Annotated in this window: 19 protein-coding genes and 1 other annotated feature; of the genes, 15 read left to right on the top strand and 4 right to left on the bottom strand. The window is 45.4% G+C overall.

Going from position 1 to position 21,311, the window contains the following annotated elements; translation table 11 throughout:
* Window positions 1-241 precede the first annotated feature (241 nt).
* The 4 genes from KI655_RS09425 (at window position 242) to KI655_RS09410 (ending at window position 6,007) form a co-directional block, all read left to right on the top strand.
* Complete coding sequence (locus KI655_RS09425) at window positions 242-1,192, top strand: TIGR01212 family radical SAM protein (protein WP_285404064.1); 951 nt, start codon at window positions 242-244, stop codon at window positions 1,190-1,192.
* 121 nt (window positions 1,193-1,313) lie between these two features.
* A complete protein-coding gene (locus KI655_RS09420; RefSeq protein ID WP_285404063.1) occupies window positions 1,314-3,086 on the top strand; it encodes a diguanylate cyclase domain-containing protein in 1,773 nt (590 codons plus the stop codon).
* 127 nt (window positions 3,087-3,213) lie between these two features.
* Window positions 3,214-5,559, top strand: a complete 2,346-nt coding sequence (arcB, locus tag KI655_RS09415; protein ID WP_285404062.1) for an aerobic respiration two-component sensor histidine kinase ArcB — start codon at window positions 3,214-3,216, stop codon at window positions 5,557-5,559.
* Window positions 5,560-5,566: 7 nt separating this feature from the next.
* Complete coding sequence (locus KI655_RS09410; protein ID WP_285404061.1) at window positions 5,567-6,007, top strand: hypothetical protein; 441 nt, start codon at window positions 5,567-5,569, stop codon at window positions 6,005-6,007.
* 130 nt (window positions 6,008-6,137) lie between these two features.
* Here KI655_RS09410 and arcA read toward each other — a convergent pair whose 3' ends face one another.
* Entirely contained in the window at window positions 6,138-6,854 is a 717-nt protein-coding gene (gene arcA, locus KI655_RS09405; RefSeq protein ID WP_004741534.1) for a two-component system response regulator ArcA, read from the bottom strand.
* Between the two features lie 541 nt (window positions 6,855-7,395).
* Between arcA and KI655_RS09400 the strand changes: the two genes are divergently transcribed.
* On the top strand, window positions 7,396-7,881 hold the full coding sequence (locus tag KI655_RS09400; protein WP_285403940.1) for a putative 4-hydroxy-4-methyl-2-oxoglutarate aldolase: 486 nt from the start codon (window positions 7,396-7,398) through the stop codon (window positions 7,879-7,881).
* 11 nt (window positions 7,882-7,892) lie between these two features.
* On the opposite strand, the gene KI655_RS09395 is transcribed toward KI655_RS09400, so the two are convergent.
* A complete protein-coding gene (locus tag KI655_RS09395) occupies window positions 7,893-8,360 on the bottom strand; it encodes a ribonuclease regulator (protein WP_285403939.1) in 468 nt (155 codons plus the stop codon).
* Between the two features lie 320 nt (window positions 8,361-8,680).
* Window positions 8,681-8,796: a sequence feature (Thr leader region), on the top strand.
* A gap of 32 nt (window positions 8,797-8,828) precedes the next feature.
* On the opposite strand from KI655_RS09395, the gene thrA reads away from it, so the two are divergent.
* The 4 genes from thrA (at window position 8,829) to KI655_RS09375 (ending at window position 14,342) form a co-directional block, all read left to right on the top strand.
* Complete coding sequence (gene thrA, locus KI655_RS09390) at window positions 8,829-11,288, top strand: bifunctional aspartate kinase/homoserine dehydrogenase I (protein WP_285403938.1); 2,460 nt, start codon at window positions 8,829-8,831, stop codon at window positions 11,286-11,288.
* Window positions 11,289-11,305: 17 nt separating this feature from the next.
* Window positions 11,306-12,262, top strand: coding sequence for a homoserine kinase (gene thrB, locus KI655_RS09385; protein ID WP_285404383.1), 957 nt, complete (start codon window positions 11,306-11,308; stop codon window positions 12,260-12,262).
* Window positions 12,259-13,542 (top strand): threonine synthase, encoded by a 1,284-nt coding sequence (gene thrC, locus KI655_RS09380; protein WP_285403936.1) that lies wholly within the window; start codon window positions 12,259-12,261, stop codon window positions 13,540-13,542. Before thrB ends, thrC begins: the two co-directional genes overlap by 4 nt.
* A 140-nt stretch (window positions 13,543-13,682) precedes the next feature.
* Window positions 13,683-14,342, top strand: a complete 660-nt coding sequence (locus tag KI655_RS09375; RefSeq protein WP_285403934.1) for an NADPH-dependent FMN reductase — start codon at window positions 13,683-13,685, stop codon at window positions 14,340-14,342.
* A gap of 80 nt (window positions 14,343-14,422) precedes the next feature.
* Here KI655_RS09375 and grcA read toward each other — a convergent pair whose 3' ends face one another.
* Window positions 14,423-14,800, bottom strand: coding sequence for an autonomous glycyl radical cofactor GrcA (grcA, locus tag KI655_RS09370; protein WP_150895821.1), 378 nt, complete (start codon window positions 14,798-14,800; stop codon window positions 14,423-14,425).
* Between the two features lie 327 nt (window positions 14,801-15,127).
* Here grcA and nfo point away from each other — a divergent pair, with 327 nt between their 5' ends.
* The 4 genes from nfo to KI655_RS09350 all read left to right on the top strand — a co-directional run bounded on the left by nfo (window position 15,128) and on the right by KI655_RS09350 (window position 17,796).
* Window positions 15,128-16,033 carry a deoxyribonuclease IV gene (nfo, locus tag KI655_RS09365; RefSeq protein WP_285403932.1) on the top strand — a complete coding sequence of 302 codons (906 nt, stop codon included), beginning with the start codon at window positions 15,128-15,130 and terminating at the stop codon, window positions 16,031-16,033.
* A gap of 114 nt (window positions 16,034-16,147) precedes the next feature.
* On the top strand, window positions 16,148-16,282 hold the full coding sequence (locus KI655_RS09360) for a hypothetical protein (protein ID WP_285403930.1): 135 nt from the start codon (window positions 16,148-16,150) through the stop codon (window positions 16,280-16,282).
* Window positions 16,283-16,477: 195 nt separating this feature from the next.
* The gene (gene ung / locus KI655_RS09355) at window positions 16,478-17,158 is read left to right on the top strand and encodes a uracil-DNA glycosylase (RefSeq protein ID WP_285403928.1); all 681 of its coding nucleotides are present in this window, start codon (window positions 16,478-16,480) and stop codon (window positions 17,156-17,158) included.
* Between the two features lie 86 nt (window positions 17,159-17,244).
* A complete protein-coding gene (locus KI655_RS09350; RefSeq protein WP_285403927.1) occupies window positions 17,245-17,796 on the top strand; it encodes a hemerythrin domain-containing protein in 552 nt (183 codons plus the stop codon).
* Between the two features lie 127 nt (window positions 17,797-17,923).
* Here KI655_RS09350 and KI655_RS09345 read toward each other — a convergent pair whose 3' ends face one another.
* A complete protein-coding gene (locus tag KI655_RS09345; protein WP_285403925.1) occupies window positions 17,924-18,112 on the bottom strand; it encodes a DUF3545 family protein in 189 nt (62 codons plus the stop codon).
* Window positions 18,113-18,821: 709 nt separating this feature from the next.
* On the opposite strand from KI655_RS09345, the gene KI655_RS09340 reads away from it, so the two are divergent.
* Together KI655_RS09340 and yaaA are read left to right on the top strand one after the other, a co-directional pair.
* The gene (locus KI655_RS09340; RefSeq protein WP_285403923.1) at window positions 18,822-20,249 is read left to right on the top strand and encodes a sodium:alanine symporter family protein; all 1,428 of its coding nucleotides are present in this window, start codon (window positions 18,822-18,824) and stop codon (window positions 20,247-20,249) included.
* 209 nt (window positions 20,250-20,458) lie between these two features.
* Window positions 20,459-21,235 carry a peroxide stress protein YaaA gene (gene yaaA / locus KI655_RS09335; protein WP_285403921.1) on the top strand — a complete coding sequence of 259 codons (777 nt, stop codon included), beginning with the start codon at window positions 20,459-20,461 and terminating at the stop codon, window positions 21,233-21,235.
* Window positions 21,236-21,311: the final 76 nt, after the last annotated feature.

Raw genomic sequence — 21,311 nt, 5'->3', positions numbered from 1 at the left:
AGGATAATTGCAATGAAAGTTGAACGATGTAGACCATTTTTTTCGTATCCATCTGAATTTTTTGCATAACAATTGTGCAACATTAGGCAAATAGAGCCGCTTTTTTGCATTTTTATTGATATTTGTTAGGTGTCTCGCAAACACTTTTCAGTAAGCTGCCCGGCTTCATTTATGAAATTCTGTAATTAACTTACATAGATGAAATTGATATTCATTCTTATTTAGATTTGGTGTACCCCTCATGCAATTACACGAATTGGTCAATACGATTGGTCAAGATCTCCAACGTCGCTATGGCGAAAAGGTCCATAAACTCACCCTGCATGGTGGTTTCAGTTGTCCTAACCGCGATGGCACGATAGGTCGCGGTGGGTGTACGTTTTGTAATGTGGCGTCGTTTGCCGATGAGCAGACTCAGGTACAAAGCATCGCCGCTCAGCTGACCGATAGAGCGGGAGAGATTGCGCGCGCCAAAAAGTATCTAGCTTATTTTCAAGCCTACACCAGTACTTATGCTGAGGTGCAGGTGCTTAAAAACATGTACGAAGAAGCGCTCAAAGCACCGGGTGCCGACATTGTTGGTTTGTGTGTTGGTACACGTCCTGATTGTGTGCCGGATTCAGTATTGGAACTGTTGGCCGGTTACGTCAAACAGGGCTATGAAATCTGGCTGGAGTTAGGGCTACAAACGGCAAATGATCAAACGCTTAAGCGTATCAATCGTGGGCATGATTTTGCGATTTACGAAACCATTACCAAGCGCGCACGAGCTCTTGGCATCAAAGTCTGTACTCATTTGATCGTTGGTCTACCTAAAGAGACCAAAGCTGACAACCTTGAAACGTTAGATCGCGTTTTAAACGTTGGTACCGATGGAATCAAACTGCACGGCTTACATATTGTTGAAGGCTCAACGATGGCTAAGGCATGGAAAGCGGGCAAGCTGGAAGCGCCTTCTTTAGAAGAGTATGTCGATATTGCCAAAGAGATGATTCAACGCACACCTGCTGAGGTGATTTATCATCGTGTGTCTTCTGCAGCGCGCAGGCCGACGTTGCTATCACCACTGTGGTGCGAGAACCGCTGGTTAGCGATGACGGAAATTGGTCGTGCTTTGGATAAAAGTGGTGCACAGGGCTGCCTACATGGTGAGGCATTCGAGTACACACTGCCACAACTTAACCCGTCTTAGTTGAGCGCCTCAACCGGAGTGGAAGCCTAACGCGCTCGCAACCCTCTGTCGCTTGTAGAGATAAAAATATCAAATAGTGATAACATCTCTTCGATTCAAGCTATATATAGATAGAGGGTAGATGGAACCGTTGATGACTTGGTTGTGGGATAATGCGATTTGTTATGGATCGTTTATTGTGACCCTATTACTGTTTACCTTGTTCGGCTGGTATCTCTATTCCCGTTATCAAGCTCATATCGAACAGCTGGTACTCGCTACTCCCTCTCCACTGTGTTTGATTGAACTAAAGCGCGGCGAGATCGTGCACACCAACCGTCAAGCGATGCAGTTGTTGGGGATCCGCCAGATGGGGAGTCATTTTCGCTACCCGACAAGTGACAGCAAACACAGCTTTATCGAGCATCTTTCCCGTCACCAGAGTGACCACGCATTTGAACTGCGAATGATGTGGGCACCATCTGAATTTGAATCTTTTAAGATCAATGTGATTGGCCGAAAAATGATCTTCCGTGGTAAGCGAGTATGGATGATCTATGCAACGCCTCATAAACACTCCAGTGAAGAACAGTCTCAAGAGCTGCGCGCATTGAATGTCGCTCGTACCGCTTTGGACTCGTTATCAGAATTAATTCACGTTAAAGATCAAAAGGGCGAACTGGTTGCCAGCAACCGATCGTTTAAAAAATTCTGGCATGGTCGTCTGGAAGAGGGCACTCAGAGTGTCTCAAGTGGTGCATTGAAAGGACGCGTCAGTCAGCGCAGCTGGACCACAGATCAAGAAGGAAAAAGCTGCCTACTGGAAACCTATCAAAGTGTATTGATTGGTAGCAGTGGGGAGACGATTGGCACACTCTCAATTAGCCATGATGTGACCGATTGGCATGATATGCAGCAGCAGTTACGCGATGAGATGGAGAAGCGTAAAGACACCGAAGTGGCGCTGGCTCAGCGTGATACCATCCTGCAAAATATCTTAGAAGCCAGTCCGGACTCGATCGGTATCTTTAATGAGAACATGGTCTACCAAGCGTGTAATAAGCCTTTCGTTGCTGCGCTTGGGATCTCTGAGGTCAGTGATCTCGTTGGTAAGCGTCTACAGGATGTGGTACCAAACAGCATGTATCTGCGCTTGTCTGATTCCGATCATCAAGTTTTACATCAAGGAAAGTCGCTTCGTTATATCGATAAAGTGGTTTCCAGTGATGGGGAATTTACTTGGTATGACGTGGTGAAATCGCCCTTTAAAGATCCGGCATCCAGTACCAGTGGCGTGCTGATCATGGCTCGAGATATCTCAGAGCGCTACCTTGCAGAGCAGAAATTAGAAGAGGCGAACCTTGAGCTCGAACGCTTGAGTTTCTTAGACAGCTTAACGCAAGTTTCTAACCGTCGTCGCTTTGATGAGCAGCTTTCGACATTATGGCATTTCCACGTTCGAGAGAAGCAGCCATTGACCATCATGCTGTGTGATATTGATTACTTTAAAGGTTATAACGATTTTTACGGGCACCAACAGGGTGATGATGCCTTGATTCAGGTATCGAAAGCCTTTAAGCGTGTGCTGAACCGATCGTCTGACTGTGTCGCTCGTTACGGTGGTGAAGAGTTCGCGTTTATCTTGCCAAACACGGCAACAGAGGGGGCTCAACTTGTTGCTCAGCGAGTTCATGATGAGATTCAAAGCTTAGGCATCGTTCATGAAAAGTCACTTGTCTCTGAGTGGATAACCGTGAGTATCGGCGTCGTCTCTTACATTCCAACACTTGATGATGAGATGGAATCTGCCGTGGCATTGGCCGACAGCGCACTCTATCAAGCCAAGGCTGATGGCCGTAATCAAACCAGCGTTCACCCTAATTCTACTGGGCGTCTTCATACTTTAGGTTCATGAGTTTGAATCACTGTAAGTGAATAGACTCAATTAAATCCTCACATCGGTGTTGCATGTGATATGGCTAGCTTACCTCCCTTGTTCAAACAGGGTAGAATGTTGCTAGTCTTATCGCATGGAGCGCTAAATGAAACCCATGAAAAATCTCGCTCAGTATTACGTTGATCTGCTCGTAAAGCTGGGTATCGTCCGATTCTCTATTCTACTCGCATTAGCATTGGTTGCGCTTGCTGTTGTGGTTCAAGTAGGTATCACTCTGGCTCTTAAGGGCAATGTTGATGATATCGATATTGTTCGTTCTGTTTTCTTTGGCCTTGTTATTACACCTTGGGCCGTCTATTTCCTTTCTGTAGTTGTTGATCAGCTTGAAGAATCTCGACAGCGCTTGGCTAAGTTAGTCTCTAAACTAGGGGACATGCGTGAGCGTGACCAAGAGCTAAACAGCAAATTGAAGCTCAATATCGAAAAGCTCAATCAAGAGATTGAAGAGCGTGAGAAAGCGGAAGAAGCGCGTGCCGAAGCGATGCAAGATCTTGAAAACGAAGTCTTTCAACGTGAGCGTACTCAGCTAGAGCTGGCAGAAAGAACCGCACTGCTGCGTTCGTTTATCGATGCCTCTCCTGACCTTATCTACTACCGTAACGAAGACGGGGTTTTCTCAGGATGTAACCGAGCGGTGGAAGAGCTAACCGGAAAAACAGAGAAAGACCTCGTTGGCTTAACACCATGGGATGTCTACAGCAAAGAGGTCGCTCAACAGGTGGTGGAAACCGATGAAAAGGTGTTCGCAGACAATCAAGCAGTGACCTACGAGCAGTGGCTTGAGTACCCAGACGGGCGCAAGAACTACTTTGAACTGCGTAAAGTCCCTTTCTACAGCAAAGATGGTCGCCACTTAGGCTTGGTCGGCTTTGGCCGTGATATCACCGAGCGTAAAGAGCACCAAGAATCACTTGAGAAAGCCAGTCGCGATAAAACTACCTTCATCTCAACCATCAGTCATGAGCTGCGCACACCACTGAACGGAATTGTCGGCCTCAGTCGTATGCTTCTCGATAGTCAGCTGACCACAGAGCAGCGCAAGCACATGCAGACCATTAAAGTCAGTGCGGTCACGCTGGGTAACATCTTTAATGACATCATTGATATGGACAAGTTTGATCGTCGCAAACTAGAGCTGTTCCCAACGCCAATCAACTTCGAAGACTTCGTTTCTGAAATGGAGAGTATCTCGGCATTGATGGCAGAACAGAAGGGATTGAGGTTTGATCTTGAAAGATTGTCTGAGCTGCCAACCGCTGTTGAGGTCGATGGTACTCGCCTACGTCAGGTTCTGTGGAATCTTGTCAGTAATGCGATGAAGTTCACCAAAGATGGTGGCGTGGTGATGACGGTTAGTGCCGATATTGAAGACGACTTCGCTCATATTACGATGGAGGTTGAAGATACCGGTATCGGCATTCCAGAGAGCGAAATCGACAAGATCTTTGCGATGTATTACCAAGTGAAATCCGGCTCAGACAACCTGCATGCAGTCGGTACGGGGATTGGTTTAGCCGTCTCGAAGCAGCTGATTAACATGATGGATGGCGACATTACAGTCAGCAGTGAAGAGGGCTTTGGCAGTACCTTTACGGTCTCTATTCGAGTGCCGGTCAATCACGATACGCAGGCCTTAGTTAAGACCCCAAGAAAGCAGTCTCAATTGAACATCTTCATGGTGGAAGACATCGAGCTGAATGTCACGGTGGCTCGCTCACTACTAGAAAGTCTAGGTCATCAAGTGACTGTGGTGATGACGGGTAAAGAGGCGCAGATTGCCTTTAATCCGCAAGAGTTTGATTTGGTTCTTCTTGATATCCAGCTCCCAGATATGACAGGGTTTGATATCGCCAAATACTACCGCGAGAAATACTCTGAGCTACCGCCTTTAGTTGCCTTGACAGCCAATGTGCTCAACAACAAAAAAGAGTACCTCAATAAAGGCATGGATGACGCCATCAGTAAGCCGTTGTCGGTCAAAGCGATTCAGGACGTGATTGCCAAATTGATTGAGAATAAACAACAAGAGATACCTCAACCGATTGAAGAGGCTCGCGTTGTTGAACCGAAAATCACGTCGATCGACACCAGCCTGCTTGATATTGAGATGCTAGAGTCTTATGTTGATATTGTTGGACCTAAGCCTGTACTCGACAGTATCGCGATGTTTGAAGAGATGATGCCAGACTATATGGAGATTCTTAACTCGAATATGGTCGCGAAAGATCAGGCCAACATTGTGTCTGAGGCGCATAAGATAAAAGGGGCGGCCGGCTCGATAGGTCTAAAACGTATCCAGCAAGTGGCTCAAAAAGCGCAATCACCCGACTTACCAGCATGGTGGGAGAACATCTCCGACTGGGTTGATGAGATCAGCAATGAATACCAAAACGACATTGAAGTCTTAAAACGTTGGTTAAAGCAGAGGTAATAGAATAATGAAGAAATTAGCATTGGCCTGTGTCATCGCACTGGCAGGCTGTTCAACGGCTCAGGTTGAATGGCAACAAGATAATCAAGTCGAAGTGGCTGAGACGACAATCACTATGAAAAGCAACCTGTGGTTGAACAAGATGCCAACCATTGGTGAAAGCCAAGACAAGACTTTGCATGGTGCTATTTACCTTGAATCAGACACTCAGCTTCCAGCCACGCTTGCTGTTGAAAGCCTGACTGTAAAACAGGGTGCGGATACTCTACTGGTGACCAGCGATGATCTTGATTTAAGAACGCACAGCCAAACCCAATGGGAAGTGGCGTTTGTGTGGCAGCTTGAGATAGACAGTGATAAGCCTGTGGATGTGGCTGTTGAGCTAAAAGACGGTGAGACCGTGAAGTGGTTGGTCGAGAAAGATGTGAAAGTCGACACCGTTTATTAAGTATTACTGAAAGGTCGAATAGCATGATCAAGCATGCTATTCGTGCCGCGTGAAACGGATATTAAAAAAGGGAGAGTGCTGAGCACTCTCCCTTTTTCGATTCATCTAGATGGTATACCCATCCGATAAATTAGTCTTCTAAGTCACCACAGAAACGGTAGCCTTCACCGTGGATCGTAGCAATGATCTCTGGCGTGCCAGATACAGATTCAAAGTGCTTACGGATACGACGGATTGTTACGTCTACTGTACGGTCATGTGGCTTAAGCTCACGGCCTGTCATCTTCTTAAGAAGGTCAGCACGTGTTTGGATCTTGCCTGGGTTCTCACAGAAGTGCAGTAGTGCACGGAATTCAGAGCGAGGCAGCTTGTAGCCTTCGCCGTCTGGGCTTACTAGAGAGCGGCTATTGATATCCAAAACCCAACCGTTGAATTCGTACTTCTCAACGCTGCGCTTCTCTTCTTGAACAGAGCTTGTGCTCATTGAACGATTAAGAAGGTTGCGTGCGCGAATAGTCAGTTCACGAGGGTTGAAAGGCTTAGTGATGTAGTCATCTGCACCAATTTCTAGACCAAGGATTTTATCAACTTCATTATCACGACCAGTCAAGAACATTAGCGCAACATTTGCTTGCTCACGTAGTTCACGTGCAAGTAGAAGGCCGTTCTTACCAGGTAGGTTGATGTCCATGATAACAAGGTTAACTTGGTTGTCAGACAGCACTTGGTGCATCTCTTCACCGTCGCTAGCCTCAAAAACAGCATATCCCTCTGCTTCAAAAATACTCTTAAGAGTGTTACGAGTTACTTGCTCATCTTCAACGATAAGAATCTGCGGGGTTTGCATTTGGCGGTACCTAAATTTGTGACGAAACTGTGCTAATAGAATAAATTCTAGGCAAAAACATAACATACAGGTAATGTAATTTTGATGATAACTCAAAGTTTTCAAAAATACACTTACTTCCAGCTGTCTGCCTTCCCTGAAGTATTGCCAATAACGTAAATCCAGTACGCCTTTTAATCATTCTGTTAGTGATTGTTGAGAATTCTATAATGTTAACAGCATGCTAACAACGCGATAATGTTAATTCCATTCACTTTGTTGATTTATATCAATTGCTGTCTGGTAACAAACTCTAATAGTATGAGCTACTGCCTAATCAACTCTATTAATGATTAATTAGCCATAAATATGGAATGGCTATTCGAACTGGCTCGTATATTTTGCTTCCATAGTCACACTTAGCCACATCAAGAGTAGGCTGTGGAACCTAGGAAGCGATAAGCTGTCTCTTAAGTATAGACGCATTGAAAACAAAGGATTTATTTTTACTTTAAGCATGGGGCTAGCAGCATGGGCTGCCTGTCTCGCTCATGGAGGATATATGCACGATATAACACCGGACTTATGTGATGAGTTCGAAAGCAAAGTGACGCTACTCAATCTCCCTTTACAGAACTTCGGACAACGAGCTGCGTTCTGGGGTGAAATTGTAACTGTACGTTGCTATCACGATAACTCTAAGGTTCGTGATGTGTTAGAAGGTGACGGCAAAGGCAAAGTGCTGGTGGTTGACGGCAACGGCTCATGCCAGAAAGCACTGCTGGGTGACCAGTTAGCCATATTGGCGATTGAAAACGGCTGGGAAGGGGTGATAGTCAATGGTGCTATCCGTGATGTCGGTATGATGTCGCAGATGGATCTTGGCGTTCAAGCGCTCGGCTCTTCTCCATTCAAAACGGAAAAGCGCGGTAGTGGTCAGGTGAACGTGACACTCACGATTCATAACCAACTGATCCAGCCTGGAGACTACATCTATGCCGACTGGAATGGCGCACTTCTCTCTTCGGAACTTCTGATTAACCCATAGAGTATCTTTGACTAGAAGCGGAACCCTATTCCGACTTCAACACCTTGCTGCCACTCTTCGTAGTCGAGGGTGGCATGCAAATCGAGGTTATCCGTCAGTTGAACTCGGCTCGTGACCTCTGCTGCAATCGACTTTTCTTTCCCCTGTTCGACATCCTCTTCATTGGTGTAAGTATGCAGAGTACTGTTGAAGGAGATGCGATCACTCAATTGGTAACTAACGCCGCTGAGAAAGCCATTCTCGTTTCTTAGTGAATCGCTATTGATACGGGCTCCAACGTACAAATCCACGTTTTTAAAGACTGAGTAAGAGTAACCACTGTCGACTTTCCAAACATCAAAAGATTGGTTAGCGGTGCTTTGGCTTGAAATAAAAAATTTGTGGGCAGAGGTGTCTAGCTGGCTCGGCAATAGAGGCAGTGAGTTAGCGGAACAAACAACAGGCACAGCAAAGGCTAAAAGAAATAGTAATCTTTTCACTTCCCACTCCTGATGTCGTTATTTTTTGTTATATACGTTTATTGCCTAATTAAAGCACAGATATTGTCGATTAGCTGTACTGCCAATATACATTTTTGTTAGATCTATATACGCAATTAGTTGCTTTTGCGATCTGGGGCAAGTTATGTCCATTCTCGATGTCTTGCATTTCATGGTGACTTTCTGCTCTAAATAACGTCTTACTATGAAAAATGTCGTGAATGCGAAAAAAAAGTAACTTTTCATTGACGAGATGTAGCAAAACTTGATACACGTAGAGATAAGCAAACGCAGAGAATTGAATATGCAGCACTCAAGCCACCTAGTAATGACCACAACCATTATTATTACCGACATTACAATTGTTGGGGCAGGCTGCTAACTAACGGATTTACAAAAAAAGGCCTGTATCCCACAAGATACAGGCCTTTTTTTATACCATTTTTTATGATTTATGGAGAGGAAGGGATGCGAGTTTTAAAGTTTGGAGGTTCATCATTAGCGGACGCCGATCGTTTTTTAAGAGCGGCGGATATCATCGCTAATAATGCCCAGCAAGAAGAGCTAGCGGTTGTGCTATCAGCACCGGGAAAAACAACCAATAAACTGGTTGCGGTGATTGAATCGGCACTTAAGCATGGTGAAGCTGAATCTCAGATTTCAGAGATTGAATCATCATTTACTGCACTGTTTTCTGACATCAAAGCATTGGTACCGGGCGTGGATGGCACGGCATTCCAAGAGCAAGTCGACACATCACTGGCTCAACTGCGTCAGTTTGTGAACGGTATCGACCTACTCGGCATGTGCCCGAATCACGTTAACGCACGCATCATCAGTAAAGGTGAGCGAATCTCTATTCAGCTGATGAAGGCGGTATTAGAAGCGAAGGGCCAACCAGCAAATCTTATCGACCCGGTTCAATACCTATACGCGAAAGGTGATCACCTAGAAGCGATGGTTGATGTGGATGTTTCAACGCAGAATTTCCGTCAAAACCCTCTTCCTCAAGGACACGTTAACATCATGCCGGGCTTTACAGCCGGTAATGATAAAGGCGAGCTAGTGACACTAGGTCGTAACGGCTCTGACTACTCAGCAGCAGTATTGGCCGCATGTCTGCGTGCAGATTGTTGTGAGATCTGGACAGATGTAGACGGCGTTTACAACTGTGACCCTCGCTTAGTGGACGATGCGCGTCTCCTTAAATCATTGAGCTACCAAGAAGCGATGGAGTTATCGTACTTCGGTGCTTCTGTACTTCACCCGAAAACCATCGCACCTATCGCGCAGTTCCATATCCCTTGTCTGATCAAAAACAGCTTTAACCCTCAAGGTGCGGGCACACTGATTGGTCAAGACACTGGCGAAGACAATCTAGCAATCAAAGGCATCACTACGCTAAGTGACCTAACTATGGTTAACGTTTCAGGCCCGGGCATGAAGGGTATGGTTGGCATGGCAAGCCGTGTATTCGGTGCAATGTCTTCTGCTGGCGTTTCAATTGTTCTTATTACTCAATCATCATCTGAGTACAGCATCAGCTTCTGTATTGAATCTGCAGATAAACAGAAAGCACAACAAGTGTTGTCTGAAGCGTTTGAACTTGAGCTGAAAGATGGCCTACTTGAGCCAGTAGAGTTTATGGATGACGTAGCTATTGTTACCTTGGTTGGTGACGGCATGCGTACTTCACGTGGTGTGGCATCTCAGTTCTTCTCTTCTCTTGCTGAAGTGAACGTTAATATCGTAGCGATTGCACAAGGCTCTTCTGAGCGAGCAATTTCTGCTGTGATTCCTGAGGATAAAATCTCAGAAGCGATCAAAGCGTGTCACGAAAACCTATTTAACTCTAAACACTTCCTTGACGTCTTCGTTGTTGGTGTTGGCGGCGTTGGTGGTGAGCTGGTGGATCAAATCAAGCGTCAGCAAGGCAAACTGGCTGAAAAGGGCATTGTGATCCGCGTATGTGGTTTAGCAAACAGTAAAGGTCTGCTGCTTGATAGCGAAGGTCTACCACTGGAGCACTGGCGTGACCGCATGAACAGTGCAACAGAAGAGTTCAGTCTGCCACGTCTTGCGGCTTTGGTTCAGCGTAATCACATCATCAATCCAGTACTGGTTGACTGTACTTCAAGCGAGGCGATCGCTAACCAATATGCAGATTTCCTAGCAGCGGGTTTCCACGTTGTTACACCGAATAAGAAAGCAAACACAGCGAGTATGGCGTACTACCACCAACTTCGTGAAGTAGCGCGTAACTCACGTCGTAAACTGATGTACGAGACAACGGTAGGTGCTGGCCTTCCGGTTATCGAGAACTTGCAGAACCTTATCTCTGCAGGTGATGAGCTTGAGAAGTTCAACGGCATTCTGTCAGGCTCTCTTTCTTACATCTTCGGTAAGCTTGATGAAGGCATGACTCTAAGCCAAGCAACGAATATTGCAAAAGACAATGGCTTTACTGAGCCAGATCCTCGTGATGACCTATCAGGCATGGATGTGGCGCGTAAGCTGCTTATCTTGGCTCGTGAAGCGGGTATGGCTCTAGAGCTTGAAGACGTCGAAGTTGACCAAGCATTGCCACCAGGTTTTGATGACTCTGGCAGCGTAGAAGAGTTTATGGCACGTCTTCCAGAAGCGGATGCTTACTTCCAAGAGCAATCAGCAAAAGCGGCTGAAGAAGGTAAAGTACTACGTTACGTGGGTGAAATTGCCGACGGTAAATGTAAGGTGCGTATCGCTGCTGTTGATGGCGATGACCCAATGTTCAAGATTAAAGATGGTGAGAACGCGTTAGCATTCTACAGCCGTTACTACCAACCAATCCCACTGGTATTGCGTGGTTACGGTGCTGGTACTGAAGTAACGGCGGCAGGTGTGTTCTCTGATGTGATGCGTACTCTAGGTTGGAAATTAGGAGTTTAAGAATGAGTTCAAGTGATATGGATGTTGTCGTTTACGCTCCAGCTTCAATCGGTAACGTCAGCGTAGGTTTTGATGTACTTGGTGCGGCAGTGTCTCCCGTTGATGGCACACTGCTCGGTGACCGAGTTATGGTGAAATCGGGTGATGAACCATTCTCTCTAAAAACAGCAGGCAGCTTTGTTTCTAAGCTGCCAACTGAACCTAAAGAGAACATTGTTTACGACTGTTGGACAGTGTTTGCTCGTGAAATCGATAAGAAGGGTGTCGCGCTTAAACCACTAGAGATGACGCTTGAAAAAAACATGCCGATTGGTTCTGGTTTGGGTTCAAGTGCATGCTCAATTGTTGCAGCACTGGATGCCTTGAACCGTTTCCATGGTCAACCTCTAGACGAGACTGAATTGCTTGCGTTAATGGGTGAGATGGAAGGTAAGATCTCGGGCGGTGTGCATTACGATAACGTCGCACCATGTTACCTCGGCGGTGTTCAGTTAATGCTGGAAGAACTGGGTATCATCAGCCAAGAAGTCCCATGTTTTGACGACTGGTACTGGGTGATGGCGTATCCGGGTATTAAGGTTTCTACAGCTGAAGCGCGAGAGATCCTACCATCTCAATACCGTCGCCAAGATATCATTGCTCATGGTCGTCACCTTGCTGGCTTTATTCACGCGTGTCACTCTGGTCAACCAGAGCTTGCTGCAAAAATGATCAAAGACGTGATCGCAGAACCATATCGTGAGAAACTGCTACCAGGTTTTGCTGACGCTCGTAAATACGCGCTGTCAGCGGGAGCGCTTGCTACGGGAATCTCCGGCAGCGGTCCAACCCTATTTAGCATTTGCAAAGAAAAAGATGTCGCTGAGCGTGTTGCACGCTGGTTAGAACAAAATTACGTACAAAATGAAGAAGGATTCGTCCATGTTTGTCGTCTAGATAAACAAGGCTCGATCGTTACAGGAAGTGAGTTATGAAGCTGTACAACATCAAAGAAAATGATGAACAAGTCTCTTTTGGCCAAGCCGTTCGCCAAGGGCTAGGTCGCAATCAAGGTCTATTTTTCCCATCAGAGCTACCAAAGTTTGATGATATCGATGCACTGCTTGCAGAGGACTTTGTCCCTCGTAGCGCAAAGATCCTATCGGCACTGATTGGTGATGAACTACCAAAAGAGCAGATCGATCAAATGGTGGATGCAGCATTCCAATTCCCTGCACCTATCAACCAAGTGAAAGATGGCGTTTACGCGCTTGAGCTTTTCCACGGTCCAACGCTGGCGTTTAAAGATTTTGGTGGCCGTTTTATGGCGCAATCTCTAGCGGCGGTTTCAGACGGTGGCAAGATCACTATTCTTACTGCGACATCTGGTGATACTGGTGCGGCTGTTGCGCACGCATTCTACGGTATGGAAGATATCAACGTTGTTATCCTGTACCCGAAAGGCAAAATCAGCCCGCTGCAAGAGAAGCTATTCTGTACGCTAGGCAAAAACATTCACACTGTCGCAATTGATGGTGATTTCGACGCATGTCAGGCACTGGTTAAAGACGCATTTGATGATGCAGCACTGCGTGAAGAGATCGGTCTTAACTCAGCGAACTCAATCAATATCAGCCGCTTAATGGCTCAGATCTGCTACTACTTTGAAGCAGCATCTCAGCTAACTAAAGAGCAGCGTGAAAACCTCGTTATTTCAGTACCAAGTGGTAACTTTGGTAACCTAACAGCGGGTCTATTGGCGAAAGCGTTAGGCCTACCAGTTAAGCGCTTTATCGCTGCAACTAATGAAAATGACACAGTGCCACGCTACCTAGAAACCGGTGAGTGGGATCCAAAGCCGACTGTTGCAACTACCTCAAACGCAATGGATGTGAGCCAACCAAACAACTGGCCGCGTATTGAAGAGCTTTGCCAATTGAAAGGTTGGGGCTTGGATACACTGGGTAAAGGTAAAGTATCTGACGAACAGAGCGCAGAATCAGTGCGTGACCTAAAAGCACAAGGCTACCTATGTGAACCACACGGTGCAATTGCTTACCGTCTACTAGACGAGCAGTTGCAAGACGGTGAAACTGGCTTGTTCCTGTGTACAGCGCACCCAGCGAAGTTCAAAGAAGTGGTTGATGACATCTTAGGCTCTGACATTGACCTGCCGGGCCCTCTAGCGAAACACGCTGCGATGGAACTGCTGTCTGAAGACCTTGCAAATGACTTTGATGCTCTTAAAGCAGTACTTCGTCGAGTACAACCATAGCGCATGGTGATAACAAGCCAAGAATGGCATTGTTAGATTAGAATGAAAAGGTGAGTGCCATTGGTATTCACCTTTTTTATTGGTGTGACCCGTCCTGAACATTGAGGACGAATTATGGCCGATTAGATAAAGGAGGCGAAATGCACTTTTTAGTGTTTTTAGGTTCGGTACGAGAGAGTACACCACCGAAACCGGCAAGAGTGGGTGAGCGAGTAAGTCGAGCCTGTCTGAAATTACTCAACAAGACCTACCCTGAGCATACAGTTGAGATCATTGATCCCTTGGATTACGAACTGGGGCCGATTTTTAAACCAGAGTTCTCATACCGACGTTCACAAGTTCCAGACTCACTCAGTAACTTGGCCGAAAAAATCACTCGAGCCGATGGCTATGTCATGGTCAGCCCTGAGTATAATCATTCGATGAGCCCAGCATTGGCGAATATTCTGAACCACTTCGGTAGTTCGCTATTTTCTTACAAGCCAAGTGCAATTGTGACCTATTCTGCGGGCCAATGGGGCGGAGCTCGTGCATCAGTCTCAATGCGAACCTTCTTATCTGAACTTGGCTGCTTACCGGTTTCAGCTATGATTCATCTACCAAAAGCACAGCAAGTGTTTGATGAAGAGGGGGATGTGACAGACGAGACCGATCAGGAGCAATGGGATGAGTACATGAACCGTACTCTGCATCAGTTGGTGTGGTGGGCGGAGGGATCAGCACATCAAAGGGAGAAGCAAGATCCTACTCAGTTAGCTAAAGCCTTTCGCAAAGACCCATCGCAACGCAACGCGCCATAACGTCACTGTTATTGAGATGAAAAAAAAGCTTGGTCACGAAGACCAAGCTTTTTTACATTCGGTAACTCTAGAGTTCTAAATTATAGAGACTCAGTGAACGTACGTGCGATAACATCACGTTGCTGTTCAGTAGTTAGAGAGTTGAAACGTACAGCGTAGCCTGATACACGGATAGTTAGCTGAGGGTAGTTCTCTGGGTGAGCAACTGCGTCTTCTAGCGTTTCACGCTTAAGAACGTTTACGTTTAGGTGTTGACCACCTTCGATGCGAGGTGCAGTTTCGATTGCAACTTCACGGCTCTCGTACTCACCTAGATCAGCAGCTGGGATAACTTGGTCAGCTTCGAAACCAGCTGTTGCTGCAACACAACGCGCTTCGTTCTTTTCGCTATCTAGTAGCCAGATTGAGTTAAGTAGTTCGTCGTTTGCTGCTTTAGTAATTTGAATACCTTGGATCATCACTATCTCCTAGTCCACTGAATGTGGTTTGATTTATGGTGTTAACTTTCGAATTTTGTTGAGCTGGGTTATATATACCCATTTTGTGCTAGTGTAATATTGATTTAAGTCAAAAAACAACCAAAAACCTTAATTTTTTAATGGTAATTACTTTGAGTTAAATCAATAAAACCTTTGAAAACAATATAGTTACAAAATATTTTAAACTATAAAAAATATTTAACGGTCTATTTTGTTGTAATTTTACTACAAAAGTTGTGCTTTTATTGAACTGACGCGGATATAAACAAGCTTTTATCCACCATTCTGTAAGTGTGAAGTGATTTAATGACAAACAGTAATTCTCTGGGAAAAAAAGACCAAAACTCTCGCCAAAAATTTATTGGCGCACATGTTTCGGCAGCTGGCGGTGTCGATCAAGCTCCTATGCGCGCGCGTGAAATTGGAGCGAATGCTTTTGCGCTATTTACTAAGAATCAGAGACAGTGGGCAGCAAAGCCATTGGAGCCAAAAACCATCAGTGCGTTTAAAGCCAACTGTAAGATGTTGGGTTTCGGTGCGGAGCATATTCTTCCTCATGATTCTTACTTGATTAATTTGGGTGCTCCGGAAGAGGAGAAGCTCGAGAAGTCGCGAGCGGCATTCATTGATGAAATGGAGCGTTGTAACCAACTTGGATTAACGCTACTTAATTTTCATCCTGGGAGTCATTTAAAGAAAATTTCTGAAAGTGACTGTTTGGCGAGGATCGCGGAATCTATCAATATTGCTCATCGCGCAGTGCCAGATGTAATTGCCGTGATTGAGAATACGTCTGGGCAAGGCACAAACCTGGGTTGGCGATTCGAGCACCTTGCTGAGATCATTGAGCAAGTAGAAGATAAAACGCGTGTAGGCGTATGCTTAGATACCTGCCACACCTTTACGGCTGGCTATGACCTGCGAACGAAAGAAGCGTGTGAACATACTTTTGCTGAGTTCGACCGTATTGTCGGCATGCACTATCTCAGAGCAATGCACATCAATGATTCAAAAGCTGAGTTTGCGAGCCGTGTCGATCGACATCATTCGCTTGGTCAGGGCGAAATTGGCTGGGATTGTTTTGAGTATATTGCCTCTGATTCTCGCTTTGATGGTATCCCTCTTATTTTAGAAACCATTGATTCGACAATTTGGAAAGAGGAAATTCAACAGCTTAGAATGTTTCATCACTCAGCAGTAAACGCTGACTGATCATTTGTTTGGATAAACCATAAAATAATTGTGGATAGATAAGATTGTTGGCACCTTTCTTTCATAGTGTTTATTGAATATGTATTTCACTATGTAATAGAGGAGGGTGCCATTATGTATTCGACCACCTACACGCCGAAAGCGAACCTTCATGTTTCAACGATTCATGCAGCCCCACGTTTGCCAATGCCAAATCGTCATATTCACAGCCATGGCCACCATCGAACTCCGCAAAAGGGTCAATCGTAACCTTTCAATAACTCGATGAGCGGTGCGCTCTCATGAATGCCAATCTGTTAATCCCGACAATCATGTCTATTAATAGCGGTATGAGGTATAACTAGTCTTTACAGTCACGGTTGTCACTCATATCGCTATTTTTATTGAGTGACCTTTGTTCGAACCCTATTGGTGGGTCGAATGAACAAGCTTGGGAGCATTTCAATGAGTTCGTCGCAGACTTGGCAGTCTATTCTTCAGCAGCAAGAGAGTGAGGATTATTTTCAGCAGATCAGAGCTTTTGTTGAGCAGGAGAGAGACAGTGGTAAGCTTATCTACCCACCGCAAGAGCAGGTCTTTAGTGCGTTTGAGATGACACCTTTTGAGGCGGTGCGTGTGGTTATCTTAGGCCAAGACCCATACCACGGGGCGAATCAGGCTCATGGCTTGGCGTTTTCAGTGTTGCCGGGTGTTAAGATCCCACCTTCTCTGCGTAATATGTACAAAGAATTAGCCGAAGATATTGAGGGATTCGAGGCACCAACACACGGTTATCTTAAATCGTGGGCAGAGCAGGGCGTATTAATGCTGAATACCGTACTCACGGTAGAAGAAGGGAAGGCGCACTCCCATGCGAAATGTGGCTGGGAGACATTTACTGACCATATCATCGAGCAGCTTAATCAACGCTCTGAACCGATCGTCTTTCTATTGTGGGGCGCCCATGCTCAAAAGAAAGGACAATCCATAGACAGCAATAAGCACTTTGTTTTGAATGCCCCTCACCCATCTCCTTTGTCGGCAAGGCGTGGTTTCTTTGGTTGTCAGCATTTTTCGAAAACCAATGAGCTACTAAAGTCACAGAATTTGCCTGCAATTGACTGGCGTTTACCATTTGACATTTAGTTTGGTTGTTTTCTGAGCAGTATCAAACCCTATTCTCTCATCTTCATATACACTTACAAAGAGTAGGTGTAATGGAGTGCAATACTATGATGATAGAAAGGATAAGAAGAGAGCATGGCTACATGGCTCGTCTGCTCATGATTTTGAAGAATAAGCTTGAGTTGCTGCAACAAGAGCGAGCGATCAATTACAGCCTAGTGGCGGAAGTGGTGCATTATCTTATGAGTCACTCGGATAAGGTGCATCACCCAAAAGAAGACATTATCTACCGCCACTACTTAAAGCACTATGGTAAGCAACAAGCCATCGAAGATCTGGAGCTTGAGCACCAATTGCTTTCGGAGAAGACCGCTGATTTCTTAGATGTGGTGGATATGATTCTGCAAGATGCCGTTGTTCCTCAGCATGTTTTCATCGATCAGTTGGCGACATTTATCGAGGCGCAGAGAAAACACATGGAGTATGAAGAGAAAGTCATACTACCCATCATCGTTGCCGCTTTTTCTGTGCATGATTGGCGCAGTGTCGAAGAGTTGTGGCAACAACCTGAAGATGATCCTGTGTTTGGTGACACCATTGCGGATCAATATCGTCAGCTTGCGACTCGAGTTCGTCAGAGTGAAGAAGAGTGCGTGTAGTGAACAAGGTTAGGTGAGGCGTTGATGTGTCGCTAGGAAAGCGGCATTTTGGTCACCCACAACCTCAGTTAACGGTTAAAGAGAAAAGGCACCCAGTTGGGTGCCTTTATTTTATTTATCGTGTCTATTAAAGCTTAATGTCGTCGAGGTCGAAATCGAGGCCAAGATTCATGTCCATGAGTTCTTTTTGAAGGCGGCGACGGTCGTTAATCTCTTCAATCTCACGCCATTTACGCTTTAGAGGCTTAGAACGCGCTTTTTGCGTTGCACGAGGTAGATCAAGTTCTGTGATTTCATCAAATTGAAAGTTATCCATAAGCTATATCTCCTTCCGTGGGAATAGTCCTTTCGGACTCATTAAATACCATATTTAATGCCACCATAACTTTGATTTGTTTCTCATTTGTTTCATATTCATGAAGGTTTCGTGTGGTTTTTTGACTTACCCTCACACATACGGCCTATATTTATGCTTAAAAAGTGAGCAAACAAACATAGGAAAACGATTAAATTCACCCTGTACGAATGTTAATTCATTGTGCGAAGCGGATGCTATTTTGGTTGTAATGCAATTAAGCACTTATCAGGTGTTAGTGAAGGAGTTTTACTTCTCACTTCCAAAAATGATGAATCTTCACTATACCTTGTAAAGCCTAGCCTGACGGCGATTTTATGGGATGCTGTGCAGGTTAAAGTGAGATGCTGCCCATTGTTGAGCCTATCACCCGATAATGTGACTTTTCTGGGGTGTTGTTGTTGCGGTTTGTGTTAACAAAAGGTGATTTATTAGTGAAATGTCACTTTGTTATGTGTTGTTTTGCATATTGATTTTTGCTGAATCTCACTGCATTATCCGCCCGTCAAAAATACACTGATACGTAAAATGGATGCATGAAGCGACATTTACAGTCTCAATCGCCGCAAGAACATAACAATGAGTGCCGACACAACATTGACAGAGGCATAGGCGATTAAGAGGAAGGCTAGGAAGCATGATCAGTGCTTAAACTCAATACGAGGTTCACGTGACAGACTTAATCAATTTAATGAACGATCTTCTTTGGGGATCAATCTTAGTTTACTTACTGGTTGGTGTGGGTATCTACTTCACTGTACGACTAGGCTTCATTCAATTCCGCCATTTTGGCCACATGTTCTCTGTTCTGAAGAACAGCCGTAAAGCAGACAGCGCTGGTATCTCATCTTTCCAAGCTCTTTGTACTAGTCTTGCTGCTCGTGTTGGTACAGGTAACATGGCTGGTGTTGCTGTTGCACTAACGGCGGGTGGCCCTGGTGCTATCTTCTGGATGTGGCTGATTGCAATGCTAGGTATGGCAACGTCGTTTGCCGAGAGTACTCTGGCTCAGCTATACAAAACGCGTGATAACGACGGTAACTATCGTGGTGGCCCTGCATACTACATGGAGAAAGGCCTAGGCATGCGTTGGATGGGGGTTCTATTCTCTATCTTCCTAATCATCGCATTCGGTCTTGTTTTCAACGCTGTACAAGCAAACGCGATTGCAAGCGCAATGAATACAGCGTTTGATTTCGAGCGTAGCTACACAGGTGTGGCGATTGTGATTATCTCTGCATTCGTTATCTTCGGTGGTATCCGTAAGATCGCACGTACTGCTGAAATCATCGTTCCAATCATGGCTCTGGCTTACCTTGCGATTGCACTGTTCATCATGTTTGCAAACATCGAGAAAGTGCCAGAAGTACTAGCGCTTATCTTCAAGAGTGCATTCGGTCTGCAAGAAGCAGCAGCGGGTGGCCTTGGTTACGCAATTGCTCAAGCAATGATCAACGGTATCAAACGTGGCCTGTTCTCGAACGAAGCGGGTATGGGTTCTGCGCCAAACGCAGCGGCATCAGCAACGCCTTACCCACCGCACCCTGCATCTCAAGGTTACGTGCAGATGCTAGGTGTATTCATGGACACTATCGTTATCTGTTCAGCAACTGTGGCTATCATCCTAATGTCGGGTGAGTATGTACCACACGGCGAAGTAACAGGTATCGAGCTAACTCAGCGTGCACTAACAGCACAAGTGGGTTCTTGGGGTGGTATCTTTGTAGCGGTAGCGATTTTCTTCTTCGCTTTCACTTCAATCATCGCGAACTACTCATACGCTGAAACAAACCTCATCTTCCTAGAGCACAACAACAAGAAAGGCCTAGTGCTTTTCCGTATCATCGTTCTAGGTATGGTAATGTTCGGTTCAATGGCAACACTGCCAACAGTATGGGCATTGGCTGACGTATCTATGGGCCTAATGGCGATTGTTAACTTGGTAGCGATTATCCTGCTATCTGGCATCGTGATTAAGCTAGCGAAAGACTACAACCGTCAACTAGACGCGGGTAAAGTTCCAACGTTTGATGCGAACGACTTCCCAGAGCTTAAGTCTCAACTAGAAGATGGTATTTGGGACGGCAACAAGAAGTAATCTCTTGAAGAGACGCTGCATAAAATAGAGCGTCCACCGTTTCTCAAATTGAAAGGCTAAGGTAGTGATACCTTAGCCTTTTTTATTGTGTGGACATTAGTTATATAGGTGTTTATCTATCGAAGTAATAGGAAGAGTCATAAAGACAAATTGATGTTTTTTCTATACTCTATCAGGCATAAAGTCAGATAACCGATTAGGGTAAAGTTATGTTAGTTGTCGTATCACCAGCAAAGACATTAGATTATGAATCACCATTGGCTACTGAGCAGTTCACTCAACCAGAGTTTATTGAACACTCTGCCGAGCTGATTGAAGAGTGCCGTAAACTAACGCCTGCAGATGTATCGGCACTAATGAAGGTGAGCGATAAGATTGCTGGCCTTAACGTAGCGCGCTTTGAGCAGTGGAGCGAGACCTTCACTCAAGAGAATGCTCGCCAAGCGATTCTTGCGTTTAAGGGCGATGTTTACACCGGCCTTGAAGCGGAAACTCTGACGGACGCGGATTTCGAATACGCACAAAAGCATCTGCGCATGCTGTCAGGCCTTTACGGTTTGCTAAAGCCATTGGACCTGATGCAGCCTTATCGTTTAGAGATGGGTACACGTCTGGCGAATGCTCGTGGTACTAACCTATACCAATTCTGGGGCAACCTGATCACTGATAAGCTCAATGAGACGTTAAATGCTCAGGGCGATAACGTGCTTATCAACCTAGCATCGAACGAATACTTCAAAGCGGTTAAACCAAAGAACCTAGACGGTCAGGTGATCACGCCAGTATTTAAAGACTGCAAGAATGGTCAATACAAGGTGATCAGCTTCTACGCGAAGAAAGCACGCGGCATGATGGCTCGCTACATTATTGAGAACAAAGTGGACTCAATTGAAGCGCTAACCAAATTCGATACGGCGGGTTACTACTTCGTTGAAGAAGAGTCGAATGCAAAAGAGTTGGTGTTTAAGCGCGAAGAGCAAAACTAACGCCAAACACATAAGACAGTTATCACTAAAAAGCCCCTGACAGCATTGCTATCAGGGGCTTTTGTTATTCTGTTGG

Source organism: Vibrio sp. D404a (assembly GCF_030248535.1).
GTDB lineage: Bacteria > Pseudomonadota > Gammaproteobacteria > Enterobacterales > Vibrionaceae > Vibrio.
This window is presented reverse-complemented; position numbering and strand designations above follow the sequence as displayed.